The sequence below is a fragment of the Streptomyces sp. BL1 genome (assembly GCF_057628045.1).
In genome coordinates, this window is sequence record NZ_JBXYWZ010000002.1 from 3,611,775 (window position 1) to 3,637,500 (window position 25,726).

The 25,726-nt window shown below is 69.9% G+C and carries 23 protein-coding genes and 2 rRNA genes (1 of these 25 running past the window's edge); 9 read left to right on the forward strand and 16 right to left on the reverse strand.

Annotated elements, in window-relative coordinates:
* Nucleotides 1–40: 40 nt before the first annotated feature.
* Together argS and AC3AGO_RS15940 are read left to right on the forward strand one after the other, a co-directional pair.
* Entirely contained in the window at nucleotides 41–1,822 is a 1,782-nt protein-coding gene (gene argS, locus AC3AGO_RS15935; protein ID WP_487820864.1) for an arginine--tRNA ligase, read from the forward strand.
* Nucleotides 1,823–2,082: 260 nt separating this feature from the next.
* Nucleotides 2,083–2,682 carry a Uma2 family endonuclease gene (locus AC3AGO_RS15940; RefSeq protein WP_487820865.1) on the forward strand — a complete coding sequence of 200 codons (600 nt, stop codon included), beginning with the start codon at nucleotides 2,083–2,085 and terminating at the stop codon, nucleotides 2,680–2,682.
* Between the two features lie 62 nt (nucleotides 2,683–2,744).
* Here the strand turns inward: AC3AGO_RS15940 and AC3AGO_RS15945 are convergent, their stop codons facing one another.
* The gene (locus AC3AGO_RS15945; protein ID WP_487820866.1) at nucleotides 2,745–3,998 is read right to left on the reverse strand and encodes an ROK family protein; all 1,254 of its coding nucleotides are present in this window, start codon (nucleotides 3,996–3,998) and stop codon (nucleotides 2,745–2,747) included.
* Between the two features lie 152 nt (nucleotides 3,999–4,150).
* Here AC3AGO_RS15945 and AC3AGO_RS15950 point away from each other — a divergent pair, with 152 nt between their 5' ends.
* Genes AC3AGO_RS15950 through AC3AGO_RS15965 form a run of 4 tightly spaced genes read left to right on the forward strand, consistent with a single transcriptional unit; the run spans nucleotide 4,151 to nucleotide 7,706 of the window.
* Nucleotides 4,151–5,014 (forward strand): sugar phosphate isomerase/epimerase family protein, encoded by an 864-nt coding sequence (locus tag AC3AGO_RS15950; protein ID WP_487820867.1) that lies wholly within the window; start codon nucleotides 4,151–4,153, stop codon nucleotides 5,012–5,014.
* A 54-nt stretch (nucleotides 5,015–5,068) separates the two neighbouring features.
* Entirely contained in the window at nucleotides 5,069–5,755 is a 687-nt protein-coding gene (locus tag AC3AGO_RS15955; RefSeq protein ID WP_487820868.1) for a nucleoside/nucleotide kinase family protein, read from the forward strand.
* Nucleotides 5,752–7,434, forward strand: a complete 1,683-nt coding sequence (locus AC3AGO_RS15960; RefSeq protein ID WP_487820869.1) for a sodium:solute symporter family protein — start codon at nucleotides 5,752–5,754, stop codon at nucleotides 7,432–7,434. The genes AC3AGO_RS15955 and AC3AGO_RS15960 overlap by 4 nt, the downstream gene beginning before the upstream one ends.
* A complete protein-coding gene (locus AC3AGO_RS15965) occupies nucleotides 7,431–7,706 on the forward strand; it encodes a hypothetical protein (RefSeq protein ID WP_487820870.1) in 276 nt (91 codons plus the stop codon). Before AC3AGO_RS15960 ends, AC3AGO_RS15965 begins: the two co-directional genes overlap by 4 nt.
* Nucleotides 7,707–7,803: 97 nt before the next feature.
* On the opposite strand, the gene hemB is transcribed toward AC3AGO_RS15965, so the two are convergent.
* The 6 genes from hemB to AC3AGO_RS15995 form a co-directional block, all read right to left on the reverse strand.
* Nucleotides 7,804–8,802: a porphobilinogen synthase gene (gene hemB, locus AC3AGO_RS15970; protein WP_487820871.1), complete on the reverse strand. Its 999-nt coding sequence runs from the start codon at nucleotides 8,800–8,802 to the stop codon at nucleotides 7,804–7,806.
* Nucleotides 8,799–10,493, reverse strand: coding sequence for a bifunctional uroporphyrinogen-III C-methyltransferase/uroporphyrinogen-III synthase (locus tag AC3AGO_RS15975; protein ID WP_487820872.1), 1,695 nt, complete (start codon nucleotides 10,491–10,493; stop codon nucleotides 8,799–8,801). The genes hemB and AC3AGO_RS15975 overlap by 4 nt, the downstream gene beginning before the upstream one ends.
* Before the next feature lie 41 nt (nucleotides 10,494–10,534).
* Entirely contained in the window at nucleotides 10,535–11,527 is a 993-nt protein-coding gene (gene hemC / locus AC3AGO_RS15980) for a hydroxymethylbilane synthase (protein ID WP_487820873.1), read from the reverse strand.
* Entirely contained in the window at nucleotides 11,524–12,891 is a 1,368-nt protein-coding gene (locus AC3AGO_RS15985; RefSeq protein WP_487820874.1) for a glutamyl-tRNA reductase, read from the reverse strand. The genes hemC and AC3AGO_RS15985 overlap by 4 nt, the downstream gene beginning before the upstream one ends.
* The gene (locus AC3AGO_RS15990; RefSeq protein WP_487820875.1) at nucleotides 12,888–13,682 is read right to left on the reverse strand and encodes a redox-sensing transcriptional repressor Rex; all 795 of its coding nucleotides are present in this window, start codon (nucleotides 13,680–13,682) and stop codon (nucleotides 12,888–12,890) included. Before AC3AGO_RS15990 ends, AC3AGO_RS15985 begins: the two co-directional genes overlap by 4 nt.
* 270 nt (nucleotides 13,683–13,952) lie before the next feature.
* Complete coding sequence (locus AC3AGO_RS15995) at nucleotides 13,953–14,189, reverse strand: glutaredoxin family protein (RefSeq protein WP_487820876.1); 237 nt, start codon at nucleotides 14,187–14,189, stop codon at nucleotides 13,953–13,955.
* A gap of 79 nt (nucleotides 14,190–14,268) precedes the next feature.
* On the opposite strand from AC3AGO_RS15995, the gene AC3AGO_RS16000 reads away from it, so the two are divergent.
* The 3 genes from AC3AGO_RS16000 (at nucleotide 14,269) to AC3AGO_RS16010 (ending at nucleotide 18,029) form a co-directional block, all read left to right on the forward strand.
* The gene (locus AC3AGO_RS16000) at nucleotides 14,269–15,243 is read left to right on the forward strand and encodes an HAD family hydrolase (RefSeq protein WP_487820877.1); all 975 of its coding nucleotides are present in this window, start codon (nucleotides 14,269–14,271) and stop codon (nucleotides 15,241–15,243) included.
* 451 nt (nucleotides 15,244–15,694) lie between these two features.
* Nucleotides 15,695–16,549, forward strand: a complete 855-nt coding sequence (locus AC3AGO_RS16005) for an ECF subfamily RNA polymerase sigma factor, BldN family (protein WP_487820878.1) — start codon at nucleotides 15,695–15,697, stop codon at nucleotides 16,547–16,549.
* Nucleotides 16,550–16,751: 202 nt separating this feature from the next.
* Complete coding sequence (locus tag AC3AGO_RS16010) at nucleotides 16,752–18,029, forward strand: DUF5667 domain-containing protein (RefSeq protein WP_487820879.1); 1,278 nt, start codon at nucleotides 16,752–16,754, stop codon at nucleotides 18,027–18,029.
* A 126-nt stretch (nucleotides 18,030–18,155) separates the two neighbouring features.
* On the opposite strand, the gene AC3AGO_RS16015 is transcribed toward AC3AGO_RS16010, so the two are convergent.
* From AC3AGO_RS16015 to AC3AGO_RS16055, 9 genes are all read right to left on the reverse strand, one after another.
* Nucleotides 18,156–19,319, reverse strand: a complete 1,164-nt coding sequence (locus AC3AGO_RS16015) for a lysophospholipid acyltransferase family protein (protein WP_487820880.1) — start codon at nucleotides 19,317–19,319, stop codon at nucleotides 18,156–18,158.
* Nucleotides 19,312–20,388 (reverse strand): NAD-dependent epimerase/dehydratase family protein, encoded by a 1,077-nt coding sequence (locus AC3AGO_RS16020; protein ID WP_487820881.1) that lies wholly within the window; start codon nucleotides 20,386–20,388, stop codon nucleotides 19,312–19,314. Before AC3AGO_RS16020 ends, AC3AGO_RS16015 begins: the two co-directional genes overlap by 8 nt.
* 186 nt (nucleotides 20,389–20,574) lie before the next feature.
* Complete coding sequence (locus AC3AGO_RS16025; RefSeq protein ID WP_003948845.1) at nucleotides 20,575–20,673, reverse strand: 30S ribosomal protein bS22; 99 nt, start codon at nucleotides 20,671–20,673, stop codon at nucleotides 20,575–20,577.
* A 196-nt stretch (nucleotides 20,674–20,869) separates the two neighbouring features.
* Entirely contained in the window at nucleotides 20,870–21,079 is a 210-nt protein-coding gene (locus tag AC3AGO_RS16030) for a helix-turn-helix domain-containing protein (RefSeq protein ID WP_487820882.1), read from the reverse strand.
* Nucleotides 21,080–21,207: 128 nt separating this feature from the next.
* A complete protein-coding gene (locus tag AC3AGO_RS16035; protein WP_487820883.1) occupies nucleotides 21,208–22,023 on the reverse strand; it encodes a phosphatase in 816 nt (271 codons plus the stop codon).
* Nucleotides 22,024–22,164: 141 nt separating this feature from the next.
* Nucleotides 22,165–23,346: an acetoin utilization protein AcuC gene (locus tag AC3AGO_RS16040; protein ID WP_487820884.1), complete on the reverse strand. Its 1,182-nt coding sequence runs from the start codon at nucleotides 23,344–23,346 to the stop codon at nucleotides 22,165–22,167.
* Nucleotides 23,347–23,449: 103 nt separating this feature from the next.
* Entirely contained in the window at nucleotides 23,450–24,097 is a 648-nt protein-coding gene (locus tag AC3AGO_RS16045) for an HAD family hydrolase (RefSeq protein ID WP_487820885.1), read from the reverse strand.
* Between the two features lie 101 nt (nucleotides 24,098–24,198).
* Nucleotides 24,199–24,315, reverse strand: a 5S ribosomal RNA gene (gene rrf / locus AC3AGO_RS16050).
* Nucleotides 24,316–24,379: 64 nt separating this feature from the next.
* Nucleotides 24,380–25,726 (reverse strand): 23S ribosomal RNA (locus AC3AGO_RS16055) (it continues 1,774 nt past the right edge of the window).

The following is a 25,726-nucleotide window of genomic DNA, read 5'->3' on the forward strand; positions in this document are numbered from 1 at the left end:
TGCTGATACCACGCCACGCACCTACGGAACGGCAGTACACATGGCTTCGGTCCCTTCCCTCGCCGCCACGGTCAACCAGCGCGTCTCGGACGCCCTCTCGGCAGCTCTGCCGGAGGCCGGCGACGCCGACCCCCTGCTGCGCCGAAGCGACCGAGCCGACTTCCAGGCCAACGGCCTGCTGGCGCTGGCGAAGAAGCTGAAGGGCAATCCGCGGGAGCTGGCCACCCAGGTCGTCGAGGCCATCCCGGCCAATGACGAGATCAAGGAGATCGAGGTCTCCGGGCCCGGCTTCCTCAACATCTCCGTCTCCGACGCGGCGATCCTGCGCACGCTGGCCGCGCGGTACGAGGACGACCGCCTCGGCGTGCCGTACGCCGCGGAGCCCGGCATCTCGGTGATCGACTACTCGCAGCCGAACGTCGCCAAGGAGATGCACGTCGGCCATCTGCGCTCCACGGTCATCGGCGACTCGGTCATGCGGATCCTGGAGCACCGCGGCGAGAAGGTGATCCGCCGGCACCACATCGGCGACTGGGGCACGCAGTTCGGCATGCTCATCCAGTACCTGATCGAGCACCCGCACGAGCTGGACCACGCCTCGGACGCGGCCGGCGCCGCGGACGAGGGCGAGGCCGCGATGGCCCGTCTCAACCGGCTCTACAAGGCGTCCCGCGCCCTCTTCGACTCCGACGAGGAGTTCAAGACCCGCGCCCGGAACCGCGTCGTGCAGCTCCAGGCCGGCGACGAGGAGACCCTCGCCCTCTGGCACAAGATCGTCGACGAGTCGAAGACGTACTTCCGCTCGGTCTACGCCGAGCTGGACGTCGAGGTCCGCGACGAGGACGTGGTCGGCGAGAGCGCCTACAACGACGATCTGCAGAACGTCGTGAAGGACCTGGAGGAGTCCGGCGTGGCCGTGCGCTCCGACGGCGCGCTCTGCGTCTTCTTCGACGACGTGAAGGGCCCCGACGGCGAGCCCTCGCCGCTCATCGTCCAGAAGTCCAACGGCGGCTTCGGCTACGCCGCGACGGACCTGGCCGCCATCCGCGACCGCATCGGCAAGCTGCACGCCGACACGCTGCTGTACGTCGTGGACGCCCGCCAGGAGCTGCACTTCCGGATGGTCTTCGAGACCGCGCAGCGGGCGGGCTGGCTGCCCGAGGGTGCGGCGAAGCAGCTGGCGTTCGGCACGGTGCTCGGCAAGGACGGCAAGCCGTTCAAGACCCGTGAGGGCGAGACGGTCCGGCTGGTCGACCTCCTCGACGAGGCCGTGGAGCGGGCGGCTGTCGTCGTCCGCGAGAAGGCCGAGGCGGGCGGTCTCGGCCTCACCGAGGACGAGATCCAGGAGCGCGCCCAGCAGGTCGGCATCGGCGCGGTGAAGTACGCGGACCTCTCCAACTCCATGACCCGCGACTACGTCTTCGACCTGGACCGGATGGTCTCCCTCCAGGGCGACACCAGCGTCTACCTCCAGTACGCCTACGCCCGGACCCGCTCCATCTTCCGCAAGGCCGGCGACACGGCGGCCCCGGTCGCCCACCCGGAGCTCGAACTGGCCCCGGCGGAGCGGGCCCTCGCCCTCCACCTGGACGACTTCGGCGACACACTCGCGTCCGTAGCGGAGCTCTACGAGCCCCACAAGCTCGCCGCGTACCTCTACGAACTGGCCTCCCTCTTCAGCCCGTTCTACGAGAACTGCCCCGTCCTCAAGGCCGACACCCAAGAGCAGGTGGAGAACCGCCTCTTCCTCTGCGACCTCACCTCCCGCACCCTCCACGAGGGCATGGCCCTCCTCGGAATCCGCACCCCCGAACGCCTCTGACGGCTCCGCCCGTCCACACCACGAGGCCCGCCTCCGATTCCCCGGAGGCGGGCCTCGTTTGCTGCGCCCAGCGCGCCCCGTCACCCACGAGCACCCCGTCGCGCTACCGTGCGCCCCGTTCCACAGCAGTCCGGCACACGGATGCCGGACCACCACAGCGGTGTCTTTAGGGTGCTTTGACCGGCAGAATCGTTCCTGAGCCAGTCCTACGATCGAGGGTGAGGCCGATGACCGGCGAGGCGAGCCAGAGGAGCGAGGACATGACGGTTGCCCCCGAGCGCCCCAGCCCTGCTGCGCCGACGGACCCGACGATGAGCCTCATCGACATGGCCGATTTCGCGGCCCGGCGACTCCCCGGACATCGGGTGGAGATCCTCGGAGGACGACTCATCGTGACCCCATCCGCTGACGGCGCACATGCGAAGTCACTCACCGACATGACCTTGGCTCTGGCATCTCTGCACGGCGATGAGACCAACGTCGTCCAAGCTGTCGGACTGTGGCTCCCCACCGGCGACGACGACCACGCGGTCCCCGACCTCGCCGTCGTCGACGCGGACTTCCGGGAGCACGAGGTGAAGTACAAGTGCTATGACCCGGCGGTCTTCCGCCTGGTCGTCGAGGTCACATCCACGAACTGGCGTGACGACCTGGAGCAGAAGCCGGGCGACTACGCTCGCGCCGGCATCCCCGTGTACGTCGTCGGGGACCGCAAGCACGGCGAGGTCGTCGTCCTCACCGACCCCCAGGACGGCACGTACCGCACCCGCTCCACGTACAAGAAGGGCGAGACCTTCACCCTCCCCGAATCCGTCGGCGCCGCGATCGAGTTGGCCACCGACTCCCTGCTGCTGGACTGACCGGAGCACGAACCGGCCGCCACCACACAAGGCAACGACCCCACCCGACCCCGCCCCAACCCTCACCGCAAAGCCGCGTCCACCGCCGCCGGGGCGAACAACGCGTCGGCGACCTCGTGCGCGGCCCCCGTGACGCCCGCCTGGTGCCGCAACGGCGAGGCCGTGACGCGGAGTTCGCGCGTGGCCAGTGGCAGGGACCGCCGGTAGGTGACCTCGCGGATGCCCGCGAGCAGATGGTCCTGGGCGTACGCGAGGCCGCCCCCGATCACGAGCAGCGAAGGGTTCAGGAGGCTGACCGTGTCGGCCAGGGCCTGCCCGAGGAGCCGCCCGGCCTGCCGCATCAGCCGTACCGCGTCGGCGTTCCCGGAACGGACGAGCTCCACCACGTCGTCCGTCGTACGCACCGCGTGCCCCGCCGCCCGCAGTTCGCGTACGAGGGCCCAGCCGCCGGTCATGGCCTCCAGGCAGCCGGACTGGCCGCAGCGGCAGGGCAGCGCATCCGGGGAGGTCTCGTCGACGCCGGGGGCGGGGATGTGGCCGATGTCGCCGGCGGCGCCCTGCGCACCGCGGTGCAGGCGGCCGCCGAGGATGAGCCCGGAGCCGATGCCGGTGCCGGCCTTGAGGAACAACAGGTGCTGTTCCGCGGGCCAGTTGGCGCGGTGTTCGCCGAGCGCCATCAGGTTGGTGTCCTTGTCGGCGAGCACCGGGCAGTCGTACTGCGAGCGGAAGAAGTCCGGCACCACGTAGCCGTCCCAGCCGGTCATGATGGGCGGGCTGACGACACGTCCGGTGCCGGCCTCGACGGGGCCGGGGACGCCGATGCCGATGCCGCGGACGCGTTCGCGTTGCTCGCCCGCCTCGTCGAGGAGCCGCTCGAAGTCGGCGGCGACCCGCCCGAGGACTTTGCGGGGCCCGGCGGCCACGTCGTAGGCGCGGCGGTGCGCGGCGAGGATCTCGCCGGCCATGTCGGTGAGCGCGGTGTGGATGTGGCTGCCGCCGATGTCGGCGACGAGCAGCACGCCCGAACCGGGGCGCAGCCGCAGGGAGTTGGCGCGGCGTCCGCCGGTGGCGCCGCCGGTGCCGGCGGCCTCCAGGTAGCCGGCTTCGCTGAGCGCGTCGAGCCGGGAGGCCATGGTGGAGCGGGACAGGCCGGTGGCAGCCATGAGTTCGGCGCGGGTGGTGGCCCGGCCGCTGCGCACGAGGGCGAGCACCGCTCCGGGACCCGTCGGGTCGGCCGCTCCCGCCGCCTCCGGCTGCCCCGCGGCCTCCTGCTGCCCCGCAGCTTCCTGTTGATGGGCCTCCGTCACCGCGCTCACGCCTCCCTGCCGTCCCCTGGTCGGTCACACCGTACGTACCGTATCCCCACTTCCGCCCGACACCAAGACAACTTTTGCCTTGTCAGCAAGCAAAAGATGCGTGAGAGTAGTGCCGCTCAGCTCAACGTCGAGAGAAGTGGGAGCACCGCGCCATGAACAAGCTCGGAGTGCACACCCTGGTGTGGACGGGCAACTGGACCACTGCCAGCGCGCGCGACGCCGCCGCGCAGAGCCGCGCCGCCGGGTACGACCTGGTCGAGATCTCGCTGCACGATCCGGCGAGCGTGGACACCGAGGACACCCGGAAGGTGCTCGGTGAGTACGGCCTCGACGTCGCCTGCTCCCGCGGCCTGGACTTCGACCACGACGTGTCGTCGGAGGACCCGGACACCGTGGCCCGCGGCGAGGCGCAGCTGCGCGAGGCGCTGCGCATCACGCACGAGGTGGGCGGGACGTACTTCTGCGGCGCGCTCTACAGCGCGCTCGGCAAGTACGACGTGCAGCCCACCGCGAAGGGCCGCGCGAACGCCGTCGCCGTGCTGCGCGGACTCGCCGCCGAAGCACAGGAGTTGGGCATCACGCTCGGCATGGAGATCGTGAACCGGTACGAGACCAATCTGATCAACACCGCGGGCCAGTGCCTCGACCTGATCGACGACATCGGCGCCGGCAACGTGAAGGTCCACCTGGACACGTACCACATGAACATCGAGGAGCAGGACTTCGTACGCCCTGTGCACGCCTGCGGCGACCGCCTCGGCTATGTGCACATCGGCGACAGCAACCGCGGCTATCTCGGCGCCGGCACCATCGACTTCCCCGCGTTCTTCCACGCCCTCGCGGACATCCGCTACACCGGCCCGGTCACCTTCGAGAGCTTCTCCTCCGCCGTCGTCGCGCCCGGCCTGTCCAACCAGCTCGCCATCTGGCGCAACACCTGGTCGGACGGCGCCGATCTGGCCGCGCACGCCCGGGAGTTCATGGCCGGCCAGATCAAGGCCGCGCACGCCGCCTGACGGCCCGAGCAGCACACCCCTGAGACCTCGCCGCTGGAGACGAAGGCAACACCCATGACTCCGCAGGAACTTCTGGAGCGCGCCCGCGCCCTCGCGGTGCCCGGCACCCGCAGAGTGCTCGGCATCGCCGGGCCGCCCGGCGCGGGCAAGTCCACGCTGGCAGCCCACCTCGTACGCGAACTCGGCCCGGAGCGGGCCGTGCTGGCGCCCATGGACGGCTTCCACCTCGCCGACACCGAGCTGCGCCGCCTCGGCCGGCTCGGCCGCAAGGGCGCCCCCGACACCTTCGACCCGTACGGCTACGCGGCGCTGCTCCGGCGGCTGCGCGCACCCCGTACGGGCGAGACCGTGTACGCGCCGGGCTTCGACCGGGAGCTGGAGCAGCCGCTCGCCGGCAGCATCCCCGTACCGCCCGAGGTGCCGCTCGTCGTCACCGAGGGGAACTATCTGCTGCTGGACGAGGAGCCCTGGCCCGAGGCGCGCGGCCTGCTGGACGCGTGCTGGTGGGTGGGCCTGGAGCAGGACGTACGGGTACGGCGGCTCATCGCCCGGCACGAGCGCTTCGGCAAGGACCCGGCCGAGGCGGAACGCTGGGTACGGGGCTCGGACGAGGCCAACGCGACACTGGTCGCCCCCGGCCGCGAACGGGCCGACCTGATCGTGGAGTTCGCCCCGGGCGAGGCACCCGCTCCGGAGCCGGAGCAGGGCGGCGGCATACCCGGTACGGGGGTCCGGGCATGACGGGCACCCTCGAACTGCACCTCGTCGACTGGTTCCTGCTGGCGGTCTACTTCGCCGCGATCATCGCCATCGGCCTGTACACACGGCGGGCCGTCAGCAGCAGCGGCGACTTCTTCCTCGCCGGGCGGTCCATGCCGGCGTGGATCACCGGGCTCGCGTTCATCTCCGCCAACCTCGGCGCCCTGGAGATCATCGGCGGTGCGGCCAACGGCGCCCAGTACGGCGCGGCGGCCGTGCACTTCTACTGGCTGGGCGCCATCCCCGCGATGGTGTTCCTCGGCATCGTGATGATGCCGTTCTACTACTCGACCCGCGTGCACAGCGTCTCCGAGTATCTGCGGCGCCGCTTCAACAAGCAGACGCACCTGCTCAACAGCGTCGTCTTCGCCGTGGCGCAGGTGCTGCTGGCGGGCGTCAACCTGTTCGCGCTCGCGCTCATCGTGAAGCTGCTGATCGGCTGGCCGCTGTGGCTGTCGATCATGCTGTCCGCGGTGTTCGTGCTCGTCTACATCACGCTCGGCGGACTCGCCGGAGCGATCTACGGCGAGGTGCTGCAGTTCTTCGTGATCCTCGCGGGGCTCATCCCGATCGTCGTCATCGGCCTGCACGTGGTCGGCGGCTTCGACGGGCTGAAGGAGGCCGTCGACGATCCGGCCCTGCTGAAGACCTGGCAGGGCACCCAGGTCGGCCACTGGAACAATCCGCTCGGCGACTGGATCGGCCTCGCCATGGGTGAGGGCTTCGTCCTCGCCTTCGGCTACTGGACCACCAACTTCGCGGAGGTGCAGCGCAGTCTGGCCGCGAAGGACCTGAACGCGGCCCGCCGTACGCCGATCATCGCGGCGTTCCCGAAGATGCTGCTGCCGCTGGTCACGGTCGTCCCCGGCATGATCGCGCTGGTGGTGATCCCCAAGCTGGGGCAGCCGGGCGGGCCCACGTACAACGACGTCATCCCGGAGATGATGCAGCGCTACCTGCCGAACGGTGTGCTCGGCATCGCACTCACCGGTCTGCTCGCCGCGTTCATGGCGGGCATGGCGGCGAACATCTCCGGCTTCAACACGGTCTTCACGTACGACATCTGGAAGCCGTACGTGGTGAAGGGCCGCACCGACCGGTACTACCTCACGGCCGGCCGGGTGGCGACCGTCGCGGGCATCGGCATCAGCGTCGGCGCGGCCTTCATCGCCGCCGACTACAACAACATCCAGAACTACATCCAGCTGCTGTTCAGCTTCTTCAACTCGCCGCTGTTCGCGACGTTCCTGCTGGCGATGTTCTGGAAGCGGGTCACGCCGTGGGCCGGGTTCTGGGGCATGCTGGCCGGTACGGCGGCGGCCGCGGCGGCGCACCTGTCCGCGTACCACATCGCGTACTTCTACCCGGGCGGCGTGCTCGACCCGACCCACCAGACGATCAACGCGCAGATGGCGAACTTCTACGGCGCGATCGCCGCGTTCCTCGTCGACGTCGTCGTCACGGTGCTGGTCACCCTGGTCACCAAGCCCAAGCCGGAGTCCGAGCTCAAGGGTCTGGTGTGGAGCGTCCCCGACCCCGAATCGCCGGACGCGCACGAGGCGATGACGAAGCAGCCCTGGTGGCGCTCGCCCGTCGTCCTCGGCACCACGGTGCTCGTCCTGACGGCCGCGCTCAGCGTGTGGCTGGTGGTGGCCGTATGAGCAGCGAAAGCGAGACCCCCATGGGCACGGAAGACAGCGGCACCAACCCGGCGAAGCCCCGCGGTTTCGACGTACGCGTCCTGATCGCCGGCCTGCTCGGCCTGTACGGGGCCGTCCTCACGGTCCTCGGCCTCACCGACGGCAAGGCGGAGCTGGCCAAGGCCGACGGATTGCGGATCAACCTCTGGGTGGGCCTCGGCCTCCTGGCGGTAGCCGCGTTCTTCGGCACGTGGGCCGCGCTGCGGCCGCAACGCGACGAGGGCGACGAGTAGCCCCCACACACACGACAACGGTCCGGCAGGTCTGCACTCAGACCGCCGGACCGTTCTCGTGTGGCCAACCCCCGCCACGAAAGGCGAGGTTGACGGTTCAGTGCTGGTTGAGGCGCCGCGCCGCTTCCGTCGCCCAGTAGGTGAGGATCATGCTCGCGCCGGCCCGCTTGAAGCCCGTGAGGGTCTCCATGATGGCCGCGTCGCGGTCGATCCAGCCCCGCTCAGCCGCGCCCTCGATCATCGCGTACTCACCGGAGATCTGGTACACGCCGACCGGCACGTCGGAGGCCTCCGCGACGTCCCGCAGGACGTCCAGGTACGGGAGGCCGGGCTTGACCATCACCATGTCGGCGCCCTCCTCCAGGTCGAGGGCGAGCTCGCGCAGCGCCTCCCGCCCGTTGGCGGCGTCCTGCTGGTACGTCTTCCGGTCGCCCTGCAAGGAGGAGCCGACGGCCTCCCGGAACGGCCCGTAGAAGGCGGACGAATACTTCGCGGTGTACGCGAAGAGCGACACGTCCACATGCCCCGCGTCGTCCAACGCGCGCCGGACGTACGCGATCTGACCGTCCATCATGCCGCTCGGGCCGAGCGTGTGGGCGCCGGCCTCGGCCTGGGCCAGCGCCATCTCCGCGTACCGCTCCAGCGTCGCGTCGTTGTCGACCCGGCCGTCCGGCGTGAGGACTCCGCAGTGCCCGTGGTCGGTGAACTCGTCCAGGCACAGGTCGGACATGACGACGAGGTCGTCACCGACCTCGGCCCGTACGTCCCGCAGCCCGAGCTGGAGGATGCCGTCCGGATCGGTCCCCCGCGTCCCGACCGCGTCCTTCTCCTCCTCCTTCGGCACCCCGAAGAGCATGATCCCGCCGAGGCCGGCGGCGACCGCGTCGGCCGCCGCCTTCTTCAGCGACTCCCGGGAGTGCTGTACGACACCCGGCAGCGACGACACCGGCACCGGCTCGTCGATCCCGTCCCGTACGAAGACCGGCAGGATCAGATCCGCCGGATGCGGACGGTTCTCGGCGACCATGCGCCGCATCGCCGGAGTGGTACGCAGCCGGCGCGGCCGCGCCCCGGGGTAACTGCCGTAGGTGCTCACGAGGTTCGTGCCCTCCTCCTGGCCGGGCGCTTCTCGCTCGGCCGCTTCACCGGTTCACCTGCCTCGGCGGCGTCTTCACGGCGCTGCTCACCGAGATCGGCGAGGGCCTCCGCGAGCTTGTGCACGGAGGGCTCGGGCGACATGACGTCGACCCGCAGGCCGTGCTCCTCTGCCGTCTTGGCGGTGGCCGGGCCGATACACGCGATGACCGTCACGTTGTGCGGCTTGCCCGCGATGCCGACCAGGTTCCGGACCGTCGACGACGAGGTGAAGAGCACCGCGTCGAACCCGCCGCCCTTGATCGCCTCACGGGTCTCGGCGGGCGGCGGCGAGGCACGCACCGTACGGTACGCCGTCACGTCGTCGACCTCCCAGCCGAGTTCGATGAGACCGGCGACCAGCGTCTCGGTGGCGATGTCCGCGCGCGGCAGGAAGACGCGGTCGATCGGGTCGAAGACCGGGTCGTACGGCGGCCAGTCCTCCAGCAGACCGGCGGCCGACTGCTCGCCGCTGGGCACCAGGTCCGGCTTCACACCGAAGGCGATCAGGGCCTTGGCCGTCTGCTCGCCGACCGCCGCGACCTTGATCCCGGCGAACGCGCGGGCGTCGAGCCCGTACTCCTCGAACTTCTCGCGCACGGCCTTGACCGCGTTGACCGACGTGAAGGCGATCCACTCATAGCGGCCCGTGACCAGGCCCTTCACCGCGCGCTCCATCTGCTGCGGGGTGCGCGGCGGTTCGACGGCGATGGTGGGCACCTCTGACGGAACGGCGCCGTACGAGCGGAGCTGGTCGGAGAGCGACGCGGCCTGTTCCTTGGTGCGGGGCACAAGAACGTTCCAGCCGAACAGCGGCTTGGACTCGAACCACGACAGCTGGTCCCGCCGCGCGGGGGCGCTGCGCTCGCCGACCACGGCTATGACGGGCCGGCCGCCGTCCGCGCTCGGCAGCACCTTCGCCGACTTCAGGGTCTGCGCGATGGTGCCGAGCGTGGCGGTCCAGGTCCGCTGCCGCGTCGTGGTGCCCGCGAGGGTCACCGTCAGCGACGTGTCCGGCTTCCTGCCGCCGGCCACCAGCTCGCCGGCGACCGCGCCCACCGAGTCCAGCGTGGTGGAGACGACCACCGTCGCCTCGCTCGCGCCGACCTCCGTCCAGCATCTGTCGTCGGCACTGCGCGCGTCGATGAACCGCACGTCGGTGCCGCGGTCGTCGCGCAGCGGCACACCGGCGTAGGCCGGCACGCCCACGACGGAGGCGACGCCCGGCACGACCTCGAAGGTGATGCCCTCATCGGCGCACGCCAGCATCTCCCGCGCCGCGTCCGCGTCCAGGCCCGGGTCGCCGGCGACGGCACGCACGACCCGCTTGCCGGACCGGGCGGCGGCCATGGCAAGATCTCCTCCATCGCCCGTGGCGGCGGGGGCAGTTGACGCTGCGTCAGCGCCCTCCGCGGTCTGCCGCTGGAGCGGTGTGTCCACCCCTGCCCGCGCATGGGTACGGACGACCTCGTACGCCTGCGGCTCCGCGACCAGCACCTCGGCCTGCGCGAGCGCCTCGACGGCGCGCAGGGTCAGCAGCCCCGGGTCCCCGGGCCCGGCACCCAGAAAGGTGACGTGCCCGTGTGCACCGTAGAGGTGCTGAGCCGGTTGCGCTGCCGGTACGGCAGGCGCGTCCGGCGTGCTCTGTGTCATTGCCGCATCGGCCGCGTGGGCCGTATTGGCGGTGGTGGGGCTCAAAGTGCTCGCTCCCCCATCAGACCGGCCGCACCCTTGGCGAGCATCTCGTCCGCGAGCTCCCGGCCCATCCGCTCGGACTGGGCCACCGCCTCGGTGGAGGATGCCGGTACGGGACCGGTGGTGGACAGCTGCACCAGCGTGTCGCCGTCGGTGGAGCCGACGACGCCGCGCAGGCGCATTTCGGTGACTGCCTGCCCGTCGACCAGCAGGTCGGCCAGCGCTCCCACAGGTGCGCTGCAGCCGGCCTCCAAGGCGGCGAGCAGGGATCGCTCGGCCGTGACCGCGGCCCGGGTGAACGGGTCGTCGAGCTCGGCGAGCTGGGCTGCCAGGTGCGCGTTCGACGTGGCGCACTCGACGGCCAGTGCCCCCTGGCCAGGGGCGGGCAGTACGGAATCCGGGGCGAGATGCTCGGTGACCTCGTCGCTGCGTCCGATGCGCTCCATCCCCGCGGCGGCGAGGACGACAGCGTCGAGCTCGCCGGAGCGCACGTACCCGATCCGGGTGTCGATATTCCCCCGGATCGGCACCGTCTCGATGTCCACACCCAGCGAGCGCGCCCAGGCGTTCAGCTGCGCCATGCGGCGCGGCGACCCGGTGCCGATGCGCGGCGTGCGCACGGGCGAGGCGATCAGACCGGCGAAGCCGAGCCCGTCCCGGGCGATCAGCGCGTCCCGCGGGTCGGCCCGCTCCGGTACGGCGGCCAGCGTCAACTCCTCGGGCTGCGCCGTCGGCAGATCCTTCAGGGAGTGCACCGCGAAGTCGACCTCGCCGGCCAGCAGCGCGTCGCGCAGGGCGGTGACGAAGACGCCGGTGCCGCCGATCTGCGCGAGCTGCTCCTTGCTGGTGTCGCCGTATGTGGTGATCTCGACCAGCTCAACGGGGCGCCCGGTGAGCCGGCGTACCTGCTCGGCCACGAGGCCCGACTGGGCCATGGCGAGCTTGCTGCGGCGCGTACCCAACCTCAGTGGTCGGGCTTGCGGATTGCTCATTGCCGCTCCTGTTCCGGCTTGCTGACAGCGGCGACCGCCTGCGGGTCGAGGTCGAAGAGCTCGCGCAGCGCGTCGGCGTACCCCGCGCCGCCCGGCTCGCCCGCGAGCTGTTTCACGCGCACGGTCGGCGCGTGCAGAAGCTTGTCCACGACACGCCGCACGGTCTGGGTGATCTCTGCGCGCTGTTTGTCGTCCAGATCCGTCAACCGGCCGTCCAGGCGGGCCATTTCGCTGGCGACGACATCCGCGGCCATGGTCCGCAGGGCGACCACGGTGGGGGTGATGGTGGCGGCGCGCTGTGCCGCGCCGAAGGCCGCGACCTCCTCGCCGACGATGCCGCGTACGGCGTCCACGTCGGCGGCGATGGGAGCGTCGGCCGAGGCCTCGGCCAGCGACTCGATGTCCACGAGCCGCGCGGCGGGCACCTCGTGCACCCCGGCGTCGATGTCCCGGGGCATGGCGAGGTCGAGCAGCGCGAGCGGTTCGGCGCCGTGCGGCGCACCGGCCCCGCCGCCTTTCGCGGCGCGCACCGTGTCCCGGCGTCCCGCCGCCTCGCGGACCGCGTCCGCGGTGAGGACGAGCCCGGTGGCTCCGGTGCAGGACACCACGATGTCCGCGCGGGGCAGTTCGTCCGCGACCGCGTCGAACTCGCGGGCGCAGGCGGAGCCTTCCTCGGAGAGGCTCGCCGCGAGCCGCGCCGCCCTCTCCAACGTACGGTTGACGATCACCAGTTCGGCCACTCCGGCCCGCGCGAGCGTCGTCGCCGCCAGGGACGACATGGAGCCCGCGCCGATGACCAGGGCGCGCTTGCCGCGGACCCACTTGTCCACGTCCTCGCCCGCGGCGAGCTGTTCCAGCCCGAAGGTGACGAGCGACTGGCCGGCCTTGTCGATGCCGGTCTCGGTGTGCGCGCGCTTGCCGACCCGGAGCGCCTGCTGGAACAGGTCGTTCAGCAGCCGGCCCGCGGTGTGCTGTTCCTGCGCGACGGCGAGCGCGTCCTTGATCTGGCCGAGAATCTGCCCCTCGCCCACGACCATCGAGTCCAGTCCGCAGGCCACCGAGAACAGGTGGTGCACGGCCCGGTCCTCGTAGTGCACGTACAGATACGGGGTCAGCTCCTCGAGGCCGACTCCGCTGTGCTGGGCCAGCAGCGTGGACAGCTCGGCGACACCGGCGTGGAACTTGTCCACGTCGGCGTACAGCTCGATGCGGTTGCAGGTGGCGAGCACGGCGGCCTCGGCCGCGGGCTCGGCGGCCACCGCGTCCTGCAGCAGCCTGCCGCGCAGCCGCGGTTCCAGGGCGGCACGTTCCAGCACGCTCACGGGCGCGCTGCGGTGGCTCAGACCGACGACGAGCAGACTCATGCCGGCATCACGGCGGGCACGTCCCCGTCAGGTCCCGAATCGGGGCGGCCGCCGGAGCGGGTCACGGAAGCGGCCGGGGGCACGGCAGGCGGCGCGGTGTCGGTGTCCTCGTCCTCGGGCACGTCCTCGCCGGCCTTCCGCTGCTCATGGAAGGCGAGGATCTGCAGCTCTATCGAGAGGTCCACCTTGCGCACGTCCACGCCCTCCGGCACGGAGAGCACGGTCGGCGCGAAGTTGAGGATGGAGGTGATCCCGGCGGCGACCAGCCGGTCGCACACCTGCTGGGCCGCGCCGGCCGGGGTCGCGATGACGCCGATGGAGACGCCGTTGTCGTCGATGATCTTCTCGAGCTCGTCGGTGTGCTGGACCCCGATGCCCGCGACGGGCCGCCCGGAGAGCGACGGGTCGGCGTCTATCAGCGCCGCGACCCGGAAGCCGCGGGAGGCGAAGCCGCCGTAATTGGCCAGCGCCGCACCGAGGTTGCCGATACCGACGATCACCACGGGCCAGTCCTGGGTCAGCCCCAGCTCCCGGGAGATCTGGTAGACGAGGTACTCCACGTCGTACCCGACGCCCCGGGTGCCGTAGGAGCCGAGGTAGGAGAAGTCCTTGCGCAGCTTCGCGGAGTTGACCCCCGCCGCCGTCGCGAGCTCCTCCGACGAGACCGTGGGGACCGAGCGCTCGCTGAGTGCGGTGAGCGCTCTCAGGTACAGCGGAAGCCGGGCGACGGTGGCCTCGGGGATCCCTCGGCTGCGGCTCGTCGCCGGTCGGTGATTTCGGCCAGTTGCCACGGTGCTCCTGCCGGTTGCGCGAAGCGGTGAGCGGCCGTTCGCCGTGCGCGCTCCCGAACCGCTCCGTCGAGCCCAGGCTATGTCTTTGTGAACGCGTGCACAAAGATGCTGTCCGCTTTGTCCGGCCAACGTGACCGGCGCCACACGCATCAACGCGGACACTCGGCCACACTCCTCACCTATACGTCCCCGGGCGGCAAAAACGACCTCGATGGTAATCGAATTCCGGCCGAACTCGGACCGCAGCGGCCCGTGCACGGCCGGCTGCCGTCAGTCCGCGAGGGCGGCCCTCAGCCGCTGCGGATCGACCCTCCAGAAGTCGTGCTGCGCCCCGTCCACCAGCACAACGGGGATCTGCTCCCAATACTTCCTGTACAGCTCCGCGTCCTGGTTGATGTCCCGTTCCTCCCAGGTCGCGCCGGTCTCCTCGCAGATCCGTACGACGACGTCACGTGCTACATCACACAGATGGCAGCCGGGCTTCCCGATCAATGTCACCGTCTTCATACAGCCATTCTGCCGTCCGGCACGTGACGGTCATCCAGCTGTAACGGCCCCAACGCCCGCCTTGGCTATGCTCGATCGCATGCCCCTTCTTCCGGTCTCTTTCCCGGCGTGGCTTCCCCGCCGCATCCGCCCCGCGACCGCGCGGAGCGTCCTCGCGGGGGAGGCCGCGGCCGAGGCGGCACGCAAGCAGGAACAGGAGTCGGAACAGCAACGCCTGCTGGAGCTGGAAACGGCCGAGGCGGAGCGCACCGACGACTCCGAACCGGAGTTCCCGGTCACGGGCGACACCAGCGCCGCCGCCTTCTTCGACCTCGACAACACCGTCATGCAGGGCGCCGCGATCTTCCACTTCGGACGCGGCCTCTACAAGCGGAAGTTCTTCCACAACCGCGAACTCGCCCGGTTCGCCTGGCAGCAGGCGTACTTCAGGCTGGCCGGCACCGAGAACCCGGAGCACATGGAAGACGTCCGCTCCAGCGCCCTGTCCATCGTCAAGGGCCACCGCGTCAGTGAACTGATGTCGATCGGCGAGGAGATCTACGACGAGTACATGGCCGGCCGGATCTGGCCCGGCACCCGCGCCCTCGCCCAGGCCCACCTCGACGCCGGCCAGAAGGTGTGGCTGGTGACCGCGGCCCCGGTGGAGACCGCGACGATCATCGCCCGGCGGCTCGGCCTGACCGGCGCCCTCGGCACCGTCGCCGAGTCCGTCGGCGGCGTCTACACCGGCCGCCTCGTCGGCGAGCCGCTGCACGGCCCCGCCAAGGCGGAGGCGGTGCGCGCGCTGGCTGCGGCCGAGGAGCTGGAGCTGGAACGCTGCGCGGCGTACAGCGATTCGTCGAACGACATCCCGATGCTCTCCCTGGTCGGCCATCCGTACGCGATCAACCCCGACAGCCGACTGCGCGCCCACGCCCGGGAGATGGGCTGGCGGCTCCGTGACTACCGCACGGGCCGCAAGGCGGCCAAGGTCGGCATCCCCGCCGCGGCGGGCGTGGGCGCCGTCGCGGGCGGCGCGGCGGCCGCCGTCGCGCTGCAGCGCCGGCGCCGCTGACGCACCGCGCCGACCAGGGCCGCAGACACTCCACACACGCCCCGCGGGCCGGGGACCCGCCGGGCGGGCCCGGCGCGGTCTGCGCGGTACACACACGGCGTCACAGGCCGCCGCACGGCGCGCAGTTCGGACATCCGTACGTCCGCCCGGCCAATTCGCCGGTGATACCCGGAAGCCCGCCCCGCCAGTCCCCCAGCTCCCCTGCGATCACAAGAGATCACACGGGTGTCAAAAGTGGTCTGACAACTTGTCACACAACTGCCAACACCCGGTACTCACTCGACCGTGAATGCATAACGGAGCGAACCGAAACGGCGATTTTGGCAACTAGGTGTAGCGCCGCCTGTACGAAGCGTTATTCTCCTCAGACGCAATTCGGTACCCATGCGCCCCTACACCGGGCGACCGGTCCCGCACTGCACGTGATGGAAGCTCTGCCTCTGGGAGTCCCGTGTACCCACACGTCGGGGTTGACGCCTCGGGCCTGGCTACGCTGCGTACCACGGTCGTCACAACCGTCGACCGGATGCGCGAATTCGTCCCCTCCGCGTACGCCGTCCCCGCCCTCGCCGCAGCCGCACATGTCCCCGCCCGTCCCCGCTACGCCCTGACCACCCGCGCCACCGGCACGGCGGGCGCCGCACACTCCACCGCCGCCACGGCGGCCGCACCCGGCACCGCCGGCCCGGTGCGCAGCCGCCGGCGCGGCGCCGCCAACACCGCTGCCACGTCCCGCCGTCCGGCGGCCGCCGACAGCGACAGCCGTCGCATGATGGACCTCGTCGAGCGCGCCCAGGCCGGCGAGACCGACGCCTTCGGCCGGCTCTACGACCACTACAGCGACACGGTCTACCGCTACATCTATTACCGCGTCGGCGGCCGGGCCACGGCCGAGGACCTCACCAGCGAGACCTTCCTGCGCGCGCTGCGCCGCATCAGCACGTTCACCTGGCAGGGCCGTGACTTCGGCGCCTGGCTGGTCACGATCGCCCGCAATCTGGTCGCCGACCACTTCAAGTCGAGCCGCTTCCGGCTCGAAGTGACCACCGGCGAAATGCTGGACGCGAACGAGGTCGAGCGCAGCCCGGAGGACTCGGTCCTGGAGTCCCTCTCCAACGCCGCGCTGCTGGAGGCCGTGCGCAAGCTCAACCCGCAGCAGCAGGAGTGCGTGACACTCCGCTTCCTGCAGGGTCTTTCGGTCGCCGAGACCGCACGCGCCATGGGCAAGAACGAGGGCGCCATCAAGACCCTGCAGTACCGCGCCGTGCGCACCCTGGCGCGCCTTTTTCCGGATGACGCGCGGTAACCCCAGGTGAGCGCACCACTGCCCGCGGTCACATCATCCTCACTCCGTAACCAGCGCGGCGTGCCGCTCGTTGTGGGGGTTGCAGACTTCCCACAGGCGTGACCGGCACGGCCCCTCACTCGTACGAGTGAAACCGGACAGGTCCCGCAACCCTCCCTGTCTCCAGGGGAGTCGACCGTGCTGACGAGAGGAGGTGCCGCCCGTGATCGGATCCGTATCCGCGAGCCGTCGGGCAAACGCCTTCGCCCAGGCCCTGGATGAGCAGAGTCTCGACGAGGCCACGGCGGCCGAGCAGGCGGCGGACGACGGTGCCACGGACACCGCGCTCCCCGAGCCCGGCCCGGAAGCGGGCGGTGGCGCCGAGGAGCCATTGCTCCGCCTGGTGGACCAACTCGGTGCGCTGCCCAAACCGGAGCTGGACCCGGACGTGAAAACCGTCCAACGGGCCCAGCTGATCGCCGCGATGGAGAGTGCCTTCGCCGCGGACGGCGCCCCGGACGGCGGTGCCCGCGGGCGGGTGCCCGAGCAGCGGGCGTCGGGAAAGGGCAGCCACCGTGCCCCGAGCCTGGGGCCGTTGGGAAAGCTGCGCCCCAAGTCCCGGCTTGCCAAGGGCCTCACGGCCGGCGGGCTCGGGGTGGGCGTGGCGGCCACGGCCCTCGGCGGGGTCGCGGCGGCGAGCACCGACGCCATGCCGGGTGACCACCTCTACGGGCTCAAACGCGGCATGGAGGACCTCAAGCTGGACCTCGCGGGCGACGAGGCCGACCGCGGCCGGCTCTATCTGGACAACGCCTCCACGCGGTTGAACGAGGCGCGGCGTCTGATGGACACCGCGCGCGACGGCGAGCTCGACCACGAGTCGCTGTCGTCGGTGCGGCGCACGCTCAACGGCATGCGGGACGACGTCGGAGAGGGCCACCGGCTGCTCAGCGCGGCGTACGAACAGGACGGCGACCTCGGCCCCATGCAGTCGCTTTCCTCGTTCTCCAAGGGCCACCGGGCGGGCTGGGCGGACCTGCGGGAGCGGCTGCCGCTCCAGCTCGACGACGTGGGCGACGACGTCGCTTCGGCCTTCGCCGCCATAGACCACGAAGTGGAGCCGCTGGAGGGGATGTTCCCCAAGGCCCCGGACAGCACGTCGCCCCGGCACGCGCCGGAGTCCGGGCCCGGAGTGCGCGAGGAGCAGGGGCAGTCGTCCAGCCCCTCCGCCCCCGACACGCCGGCCGGCACGGACAGCGGTACGGGCAGCGGCGCCGGTTCGCCGTCGCCCAGCGAGTCGCGGTCGCCCCACGAGGGGCTGCTGGGCGGGGAGGACGGGCTGCTCGGCGGCGCGTCCGACAGCCCGGAGGACAAGCCCTCCGCGCCCCGGCCCGAGGCACCGTCACCGCCCCTGCCGGAAGACGGCAAGGTCGACCTGCCCCCGATCGTCCCCGACGTCCTGCCAGGCCTCAAGAACCTCTCACCGGACGACGAGAAGTAACAGCAACACCAGTTGGGGCTCCCCGCCAAAGGCGGGGAGCCCCAACTGCGCGCTCGCAAACTCCTCTTCCGGCCGCTCTCGGACCCTCGACACGGCGCGAGCCCTCAAGCCCTCACGCGCGGCCCGTCAGAAGAACACCGACCGCCGCTGCACCAGCAGCTTGTAGAGCGTGTGCTGGATCGTTTCCCTGACCTGGTCCGTGAGGTTGAACATCAGCATCGGGTCCTCCGCCGACCCCGGCGGATAGTCGTCGGTCGGGATCGGCTCGCCGAACTGAATGGTCCACTTCGTCGGCAGCGGCACCGCGCCGAGCGGGCCGAGCCACGGGAAGGTCGGCGTGAGCGGAAAGTACGGGAAGCCCAACAGCCGCGCCACCGTACGGGCGTTGCCGATCATGGGGTAGATCTCCTCCGCGCCCACGATGGAGCACGGCACGATCGGCGCCTTCGCCCGCAGCGCCGTCGACACGAAACCGCCCCGCCCGAAGCGCTGCAGCTTGTACCGGTCGGCGAAGGGCTTGCCGAGGCCCTTGAAGCCCTCCGGCATCACCCCGACGACCTCGCCCCGGTCCAGGAGCCGTTCCGCGTCCTCCGCGCAGGCGAGCGTGTGCCCGGCCTTCCGGGCGAGCTCGTTGACCACCGGCAGCATGAACACCAAGTCCGCGCCGAGCAGCCGCAGATGACGTCCCGCCGGATGGTTGTCGTGCACGGCGACCTGCATCATCAGCCCGTCGAGCGGCAGCGTCCCGGAGTGGTTGGCGACGATGAGCGCCCCGCCGTCGTCGGGGATGTTCTCGACGCCGCGCACCTCCACCCGGAAGTACTTCTCGTACACCGGCCGCAGCATCGACATCAGCACCTGGTCGGTGAGCTCTTCGTCGTAGCCGAAGTCGTCGACCTCGTAGTCCCCGGTGACGCGGCGCCGCAGGAAGGCCAGCCCGTCCGCCGCCTTGCGCTCCCAGCCGCCGCCGAGCAGCCGGTCCACGAGTCCGCGTCCCCCGTCGACCGCGGACCCGTCCGCGCCCGCCGCGCCCGAGTGCCCGGCACCTCCGTCGCCGTCCGCGCCCGACGGCAGACCCGCCTCAACGGCCGCCGTGGCACCCGCGCTTGACCCCGTACGCCCCGCGCCGGCCCCCGTACCGTCCGCGGCGTCCGCTTCGGGCACCGTCGTCAGGGCGCTCTGCTCTCCCCTGCGGCGCCGGCTGCCGGTCCGGCCGCCCTTTCCGGCGGCCCGCCCGCCGCGCCCGCGGTCGCGGTCGTCGTCGAACGGGATGACCTTCGCGTCAGCCATGCTGGCGGACCTCCTCATGCGGCTCGGCGCCGCCGGCCCCGGGGAGGGCCGTGGCGAGCCGGTCGACGGTACGGGCCAGGAATTCGGGCGGCATCAGCCCCGCCCCCTTGCTGTGCGCATACGCCGCGAGCGTCTCCGCTGTGGTGTACCGCGGCTCGAACCCCAGAGTCTCGCGCATCTGCGCGGTGCGCACGACCCGTCCGTGCGTCAGCAGCCTTATCTGTTCGGGCGAGAAGTCCGTCGCGCCGACCGACCGCAGCACGGTCCGCCCCCACCGGATGGCGGGAAGCAGCATCGGCACCGTCGGCTTCCCGAGCCGCCGCGCGCACTGCGACAGCAGCAGTACGCCGTCACCGGCGATGTTGAACGTGCCGGAGTTGAGCCCGCCGCGCGCGGGGTCCTCGGCCGACCTCCGGAGCACTTCGATGACGTCGTCCTCGTGTACGAACTGCAGCCGCGGGTCGTAGCCGAGCACCGTCGGCAGCACGGGCAGCGCGAAGTATTCGGCGAGCACCGAGTCGACAGAGGGGCCCAGTACGTGCGCGAAGCGCAGTACGGTCACCGCCACGTCGGGACGCCGGCGCGCGAACCCCCGTACGTAGCCCTCGACTTCCACGGCATCCTTCGCGAAGCCGCCGCTGGGCAGTGACTTGGGCGGCGTGGACTCGTCGAACATGGCGGGGTCCCGCGGCGCCCCGCCGTACACGCTGGTCGTCGACTTCACCACGAGGCGCTGCACGCTGGGCGCCTTCTGACAGGCGCCGAGCAGCTGCATCGTGCCGATGACGTTGGTCTCCTTGACCGAGCCGCGGCCGCCTCCGCGCCCCCCGATCGGCGTGCCGTGGATGTCCATGTGGACGACCGTGTCCACCTGGTGCTCGGCGAGCAGTTTCCCGATCGTGGGCTGCCTGATGTCGGCCCGCACGAATTCGGCCCCGCCCAGATGGTGGGCGGGTGGCATGGCGTCGACGCCGATGACCTTCTCGACGTCGGGTTCTCGCTGAACACGCCGCACGAACCGGCCCCCCAGCTGTCGTGCGACACCGGTGACGAGCACGACCTTGCCCAAGATCCCTCCCTGACGGATGCCCCCTGAGGGTCACACCGTAGCGGCTGAAGATTGCGCTGTGATGACTGAGAGCTGCGTACTGTGACGAATTGGCCAGTGCCGAAGGGATGCCACGCCGGCCGCACACAAAACCGCCGCCCCTCCCGGAAGGAAAGGACGGCGGTCAGCAGCGCAGTTGGCGCTCGCTCACTTCTTGTTGCGGCGCTGAACGCGCGTCCGCTTCAGAAGCTTGCGGTGCTTCTTCTTGGCCATCCGCTTACGCCGCTTCTTGATTACAGAGCCCACGACTACCCTCGCTCACGAAATCTTCCCCACGAGATGCGGGGAGAACTCACTTGAATCACTCGGTGCGGGGCGTCCGAGCCCACACGACCTACATGGGCCCAGCCTACCCGCCACCGGATGAACCTCGTAATCCGAGGGCCGCCGCGGTGCTCCGCCCTGCGATCGCACATGACCGTCTATCGGATCTGACGGTCCGTCAGGCTGTCTCTACCCCCACGTAGGACTCTTGGAGGTACTCATGGACAGCCTGCTCTGGGACCCGGAAGGACCTGCCCACCCGGATCGCCGGCAGATGACCGCTGTGCACCAGTCGGTACACGGTCATCTTGGACACCCGCATCACCGAAGCGACTTCCGCCACGGTCAGAAAGTTGACCTCGTTCAGAGGTCCCTTACCAGCAGTCATGTCACACCTGAACCTTCCGCACATGTCGGACACCGGCTTCCCCTCCGGTGACTCCTGCTCGCATGCGCGCTCCTCCCCAGATTAGGGGCGGGTGATGCGAGTGGGGAAGAGGAGTAGCGATCGGTTCCCTACTGTGACAGACACGCTCGATTGAGTACATAGCGAGTAAGCGGGCGGTAGTAATCGGACCGCACAGCGTCATCAAGCGGAACTGCCACGGACACTCGCCCCTCCGCCTGCCCGACGAAGAGCGCCGGATCGTCCGTATCTGCCGGACCGATGGCCTCGATACCCAGCTGACCTGCCGCGCAGACCCAGCCGTGGTCCCCGATGACCAGCTCGGGAAGGGGAGTTCCGGCTGCCGCAGCCGCCCCCAGGGCCACTCGGAGCGGGAGGGGGGAGTGCGTATGTACGCCGGGCGCACGGGGGCTTGAAGGGGCGCCGGCTTCCCGGACCAGAGCGACCCCTCGTACGTAGGTGAGGTTGTACTGACGTACCCCGAATCGGGTCTTCATGTCGATACGTCGCCCCTGCGCCGGTACCAGGACAGGACAGCCCGCCGCCGAGAGCGATGAGGCCAATGTGGCGTAGAAGCCCAGCAGTCGATCGGGGTGGCCCGTCCCCAACAGCACCGGAACCCGCCGTTCCGCCGCGCTGCGCAGGCGTTCGGCGAACGAATCGAGCGCAGCGATGGTGCGCTCGGGGTCGATGGTGTCGTGCCCGGACACCCTAGCGGGGTCCGCGGAGACTCCGCACCGGTGCGCCATCAGCTCGATCAACTCCGGTACCGACCAGGCCCCTTCGGGCTCCAGGCCGATCAGCGCCCTGGGGTCACGGGCCGCGAACAGCCGGTACCGCTGGAGGCTCTTCTCCCGGGTCGTCGCGACGGGACCCGCCATATGGGCGGCCAGCAGATGGGCCCGCAGGGCTCCGACACTCAGCACGTTCCCCATGGTTGCGGCTGCCTACCGCGCACGCCGGGAGGACGACGCACAGATCACCCACCGAACCCGCGTACGGGAAGCGGGGGTTCGGCCGCACGGCCGGCGGGGGTTCGGCCGCACGGCCTGCGGGCGTTCAGTCGGTCACGGCAGCAGGCCGTGTGCGGGGAACACCGCGTTGCGGACGGACCGCACCATCTGGTCGAGGGGGCGGGCCGGGTCGTACCCGGACTCCGCCCAGTCCCGCCAGGAGGGCTCCCGCCCGTCCGTCATCCGCATGGGCGCGACGGCACTGCCCGTACGGGCGTACGCCAACTGCCGCCACGACTCGGGAACTTCCGTGGTCGGCGGGACGGGGGCGCCGGCGGCGATGGCCACCAGCTGGGTCCACGACCGGGGTACGACGTCGACCACGGCATAGCCGCCCCCGCCGAGCGCCACCCACCGGCCGTCCGCGTACTCGTGCGCCCAGCGGTGACAGGCCTCGGCCGCGACGCGGTGCGCGTCGATGCTGACCGCGAGATGCGCCAGCGGATCCTCGAAGTGGGTGTCGGCGCCGTGCTGGGTGACCAGCGCCTGCGGGCCGAAGGCGCCGAGGAGTTCGGGCACGACGGCGTGCAGCGCCCGCAGCCAGCCCTCGTCACCGGTGCCGGGCGGCACGGGAATGTTCACGGCGCTGCCCTCCGCGCCGGCACCGCCGGTCTCCTCCACCCAACCGGTGCCGGGGAAGAGGGCACGCGGATGCTCGTGCAGCGAGATCGTCAGCACGCGCGGGTCGTCCCAGAACGCCGCCTGCACCCCGTCGCCGTGGTGCACGTCGACATCGATGTACGCGACGCGTTCGGCGCCCATCTCCAGCAGCCGGGCGATGGCGAGAGAGGCGTCGTTGTAGATGCAGAAGCCGGAGGCGGACCCCGGCATGGCGTGGTGCAGACCGCCGGCGAAGTTCACCGCGTGCATCGCCCCGCCCCGCCACACGGCCTCCGCTGCCCCGACGGACTGTCCCGCGATCAGCGCGGACACCTCGTGCATGCCGGCGAAGGCGGGATCGTCGGGGGTGCCGAGCCCGTAACTGCCGTCCGCTGTCCGCGGATCGGCGGACACCGCACGTACGGCCTCGATGTAGTCCTCGCGGTGTACGAGCCGCAGCGTCGAGTCCCCGGCGGCTCTGGCCGACACCACCTTGAGGCCCGGTGCCCCGTCCACACCCAGGGCTTCCACGAGCCGCATCGTCAGCGCCAGCCGCACCGGATCCATGGGGTGACCGTCCCCGAAGTCATAGCCGGTCACTGCCTCGTCCCACATCAACTGTGCGCCGCCGCTCATGACCGCCACCGTACCCGGGAGACCCCTCTCACATCAGTGGGGCCCACATCGACGGCCGCACCGGCGGCCTGCATCGGTGCGACTCACGCCGCTCGGGCACGGCTCACCGGGACAGCTCCGCCATGAGGTCGTCCATCGCTCCGAACACCCGGGTCGCGGCGGACAGGTTGGCGGCGGGAGTCATGGCCGCGTACCCGTACACGTCCATGCCCGCGGCGACGGCGGCCCGCACACCGAGGGGACTGTCCTCGATGACGGCACACCGCTCGGGTGCCACCCCCATCTGCTGTGCGGCATGGAGGAAGAGGTCGGGCGCCGGCTTGCCCCGGCCCACGTCCTGCGAGCTGAAGATCCGCTCCTCTCCGAAGCGTTCGTACAGGCCGGTCTTCCGCAGGGCGACGCGAATCCTCTCGTGGCTCCCGGACGAGGCCACGCAGCAGGGCACTCCATCGGCGTCGAGCTTGTCGAGTACGCCGGCCGCTCCGGGCACGGCGGTCAGTTCGCGGTGGAAGGCCTCGAAGACCCGGGCGTGAAAGGTCTCGTCGAAGTCGTCGGGCAGAGCCTGCCCGGACCGCTCCCGCACCAGATCGTGCACACGGTGCACGGCGGCGCCCATGTAGTCCCGCACCGAGTCCTCGTACGAGGTGGGGTGCCCCAGCTCGGTCAGATACGAGGCCAGAATGCGGTTGGAGAGCGGCTCGCTGTCGACGAGCACTCCGTCGTTGTCGAAGATGACCAAGTCGTAGCCCATTCGGCCACTTTACGACGTGGCACGGGCCCCAAACGCGAAAAAGGGCTGTGGCCCCGAAACCCTAAGGTCTCCAGGGGCCACAGCCCTCTATCTCAAAGAAAGTTCGGCGGCGTCCTACTCTCCCACACACTCCCGTGTGCAGTACCATCGGCGCTGAAAGGCTTAGCTTCCGGGTTCGAAATGTAACCGGGCGTTTCCCTCACGCTATGACCACCGAAACACTATGAAACACACAACACCGGGGTTGTTGTCTCAGAACTAACACAGTGGACGCAAGCAACTATGGACAAGCCCTCGGCCTATTAGTACCGGTCACCTCCACCCATTACTGGGCTTCCAGATCCGGCCTATCAACCCGGTAATCTCCCGGGAGCCTTAACCCCTCACGGGGGTGGGAGTCCTCATCTCGAAGCAGGCTTCCCGCTTAGATGCTTTCAGCGGTTATCCCTCCCGAACGTAGCCAACCAGCCATGCCCTTGGCAGAACAACTGGCACACCAGAGGTCCGTCCGTCCCGGTCCTCTCGTACTAGGGACAGCCCTTCTCAAGACTCCTACGCGCGCAGCGGATAGGGACCGAACTGTCTCACGACGTTCTAAACCCAGCTCGCGTACCGCTTTAATGGGCGAACAGCCCAACCCTTGGGACCGACTCCAGCCCCAGGATGCGACGAGCCGACATCGAGGTGCCAAACCATCCCGTCGATATGGACTCTTGGGGAAGATCAGCCTGTTATCCCCGGGGTACCTTTTATCCGTTGAGCGACGGCGCTTCCACAAGCCACCGCCGGATCACTAGTCCCGACTTTCGTCCCTGCTCGACCCGTCAGTCTCACAGTCAAGCTCCCTTGTGCACTTACACTCACCACCTGATGACCAACCAGGCTGAGGGAACCTTTGGGCGCCTCCGTTACTCTTTGGGAGGCAACCGCCCCAGTTAAACTACCCACCAGACACTGTCCCCGATCCGGATCACGGACCCGGGTTAGACATCCAGCACGACCAGAGTGGTATTTCAACAATGACTCCCCCCAAGCTGGCGCTTGGAGTTCACAGTCTCCCACCTATCCTACACAAGCCGAACCGAACACCAATATCAAGCTATAGTAAAGGTCCCGGGGTCTTTCCGTCCTGCTGCGCGAAACGAGCATCTTTACTCGTAGTGCAATTTCACCGGGCCTGTGGTTGAGACAGTCAAGAAGTCGTTACGCCATTCGTGCAGGTCGGAACTTACCCGACAAGGAATTTCGCTACCTTAGGATGGTTATAGTTACCACCGCCGTTTACTGGCGCTTAAGTTCTCAGCTTCACCACCCCGAAAGATGATTAACCGGTCCCCTTAACGTTCCAGCACCGGGCAGGCGTCAGTCCGTATACCTCGCCTTACGGCTTCGCACGGACCTGTGTTTTTAGTAAACAGTCGCTTCTCGCTGGTCTCTGCGGCCACCACCAGCTCAGGGAGCACGTCCCATCACCAGCCGTGGCCCCCCTTCTCCCGAAGTTACGGGGGCATTTTGCCGAGTTCCTTAACCACAGTTCACCCGAACGCCTCGGTATTCTCTACCAGACCACCTGAGTCGGTTTAGGGTACGGGCCGCCACACACCTCGCTAGAGGCTTTTCTCGACAGCA

Excerpts from the sequence above, each read along its gene's own strand:
- argS (WP_487820864.1), top strand. The coding sequence starts at position 41 with ATGGCTTCGGTCCCTTCCCTCGCCGCCACGGTCAACCAGCGCGTCTCG.
- AC3AGO_RS15940 (WP_487820865.1), top strand. The coding sequence starts at position 2,083 with ATGACGGTTGCCCCCGAGCGCCCCAGCCCTGCTGCGCCGACGGACCCG.
- AC3AGO_RS15950 (WP_487820867.1), top strand. The coding sequence starts at position 4,151 with ATGAACAAGCTCGGAGTGCACACCCTGGTGTGGACGGGCAACTGGACC.
- AC3AGO_RS15955 (WP_487820868.1), top strand. The coding sequence starts at position 5,069 with ATGACTCCGCAGGAACTTCTGGAGCGCGCCCGCGCCCTCGCGGTGCCC.
- AC3AGO_RS15960 (WP_487820869.1), top strand. The coding sequence starts at position 5,752 with ATGACGGGCACCCTCGAACTGCACCTCGTCGACTGGTTCCTGCTGGCG.
- AC3AGO_RS15965 (WP_487820870.1), top strand. The coding sequence starts at position 7,431 with ATGAGCAGCGAAAGCGAGACCCCCATGGGCACGGAAGACAGCGGCACC.
- AC3AGO_RS15975 (WP_487820872.1), bottom strand. The coding sequence starts at position 10,493 with ATGACACAGAGCACGCCGGACGCGCCTGCCGTACCGGCAGCGCAACCG.
- hemC (WP_487820873.1), bottom strand. The coding sequence starts at position 11,527 with ATGAGCAATCCGCAAGCCCGACCACTGAGGTTGGGTACGCGCCGCAGC.
- AC3AGO_RS15985 (WP_487820874.1), bottom strand. The coding sequence starts at position 12,891 with ATGAGTCTGCTCGTCGTCGGTCTGAGCCACCGCAGCGCGCCCGTGAGC.
- AC3AGO_RS15995 (WP_487820876.1), bottom strand. The coding sequence starts at position 14,189 with ATGAAGACGGTGACATTGATCGGGAAGCCCGGCTGCCATCTGTGTGAT.
- AC3AGO_RS16000 (WP_487820877.1), top strand. The coding sequence starts at position 14,269 with ATGCCCCTTCTTCCGGTCTCTTTCCCGGCGTGGCTTCCCCGCCGCATC.
- AC3AGO_RS16015 (WP_487820880.1), bottom strand. The coding sequence starts at position 19,319 with ATGGCTGACGCGAAGGTCATCCCGTTCGACGACGACCGCGACCGCGGG.
- AC3AGO_RS16030 (WP_487820882.1), bottom strand. The coding sequence starts at position 21,079 with ATGACTGCTGGTAAGGGACCTCTGAACGAGGTCAACTTTCTGACCGTG.
- AC3AGO_RS16040 (WP_487820884.1), bottom strand. The coding sequence starts at position 23,346 with ATGAGCGGCGGCGCACAGTTGATGTGGGACGAGGCAGTGACCGGCTAT.
- AC3AGO_RS16045 (WP_487820885.1), bottom strand. The coding sequence starts at position 24,097 with ATGGGCTACGACTTGGTCATCTTCGACAACGACGGAGTGCTCGTCGAC.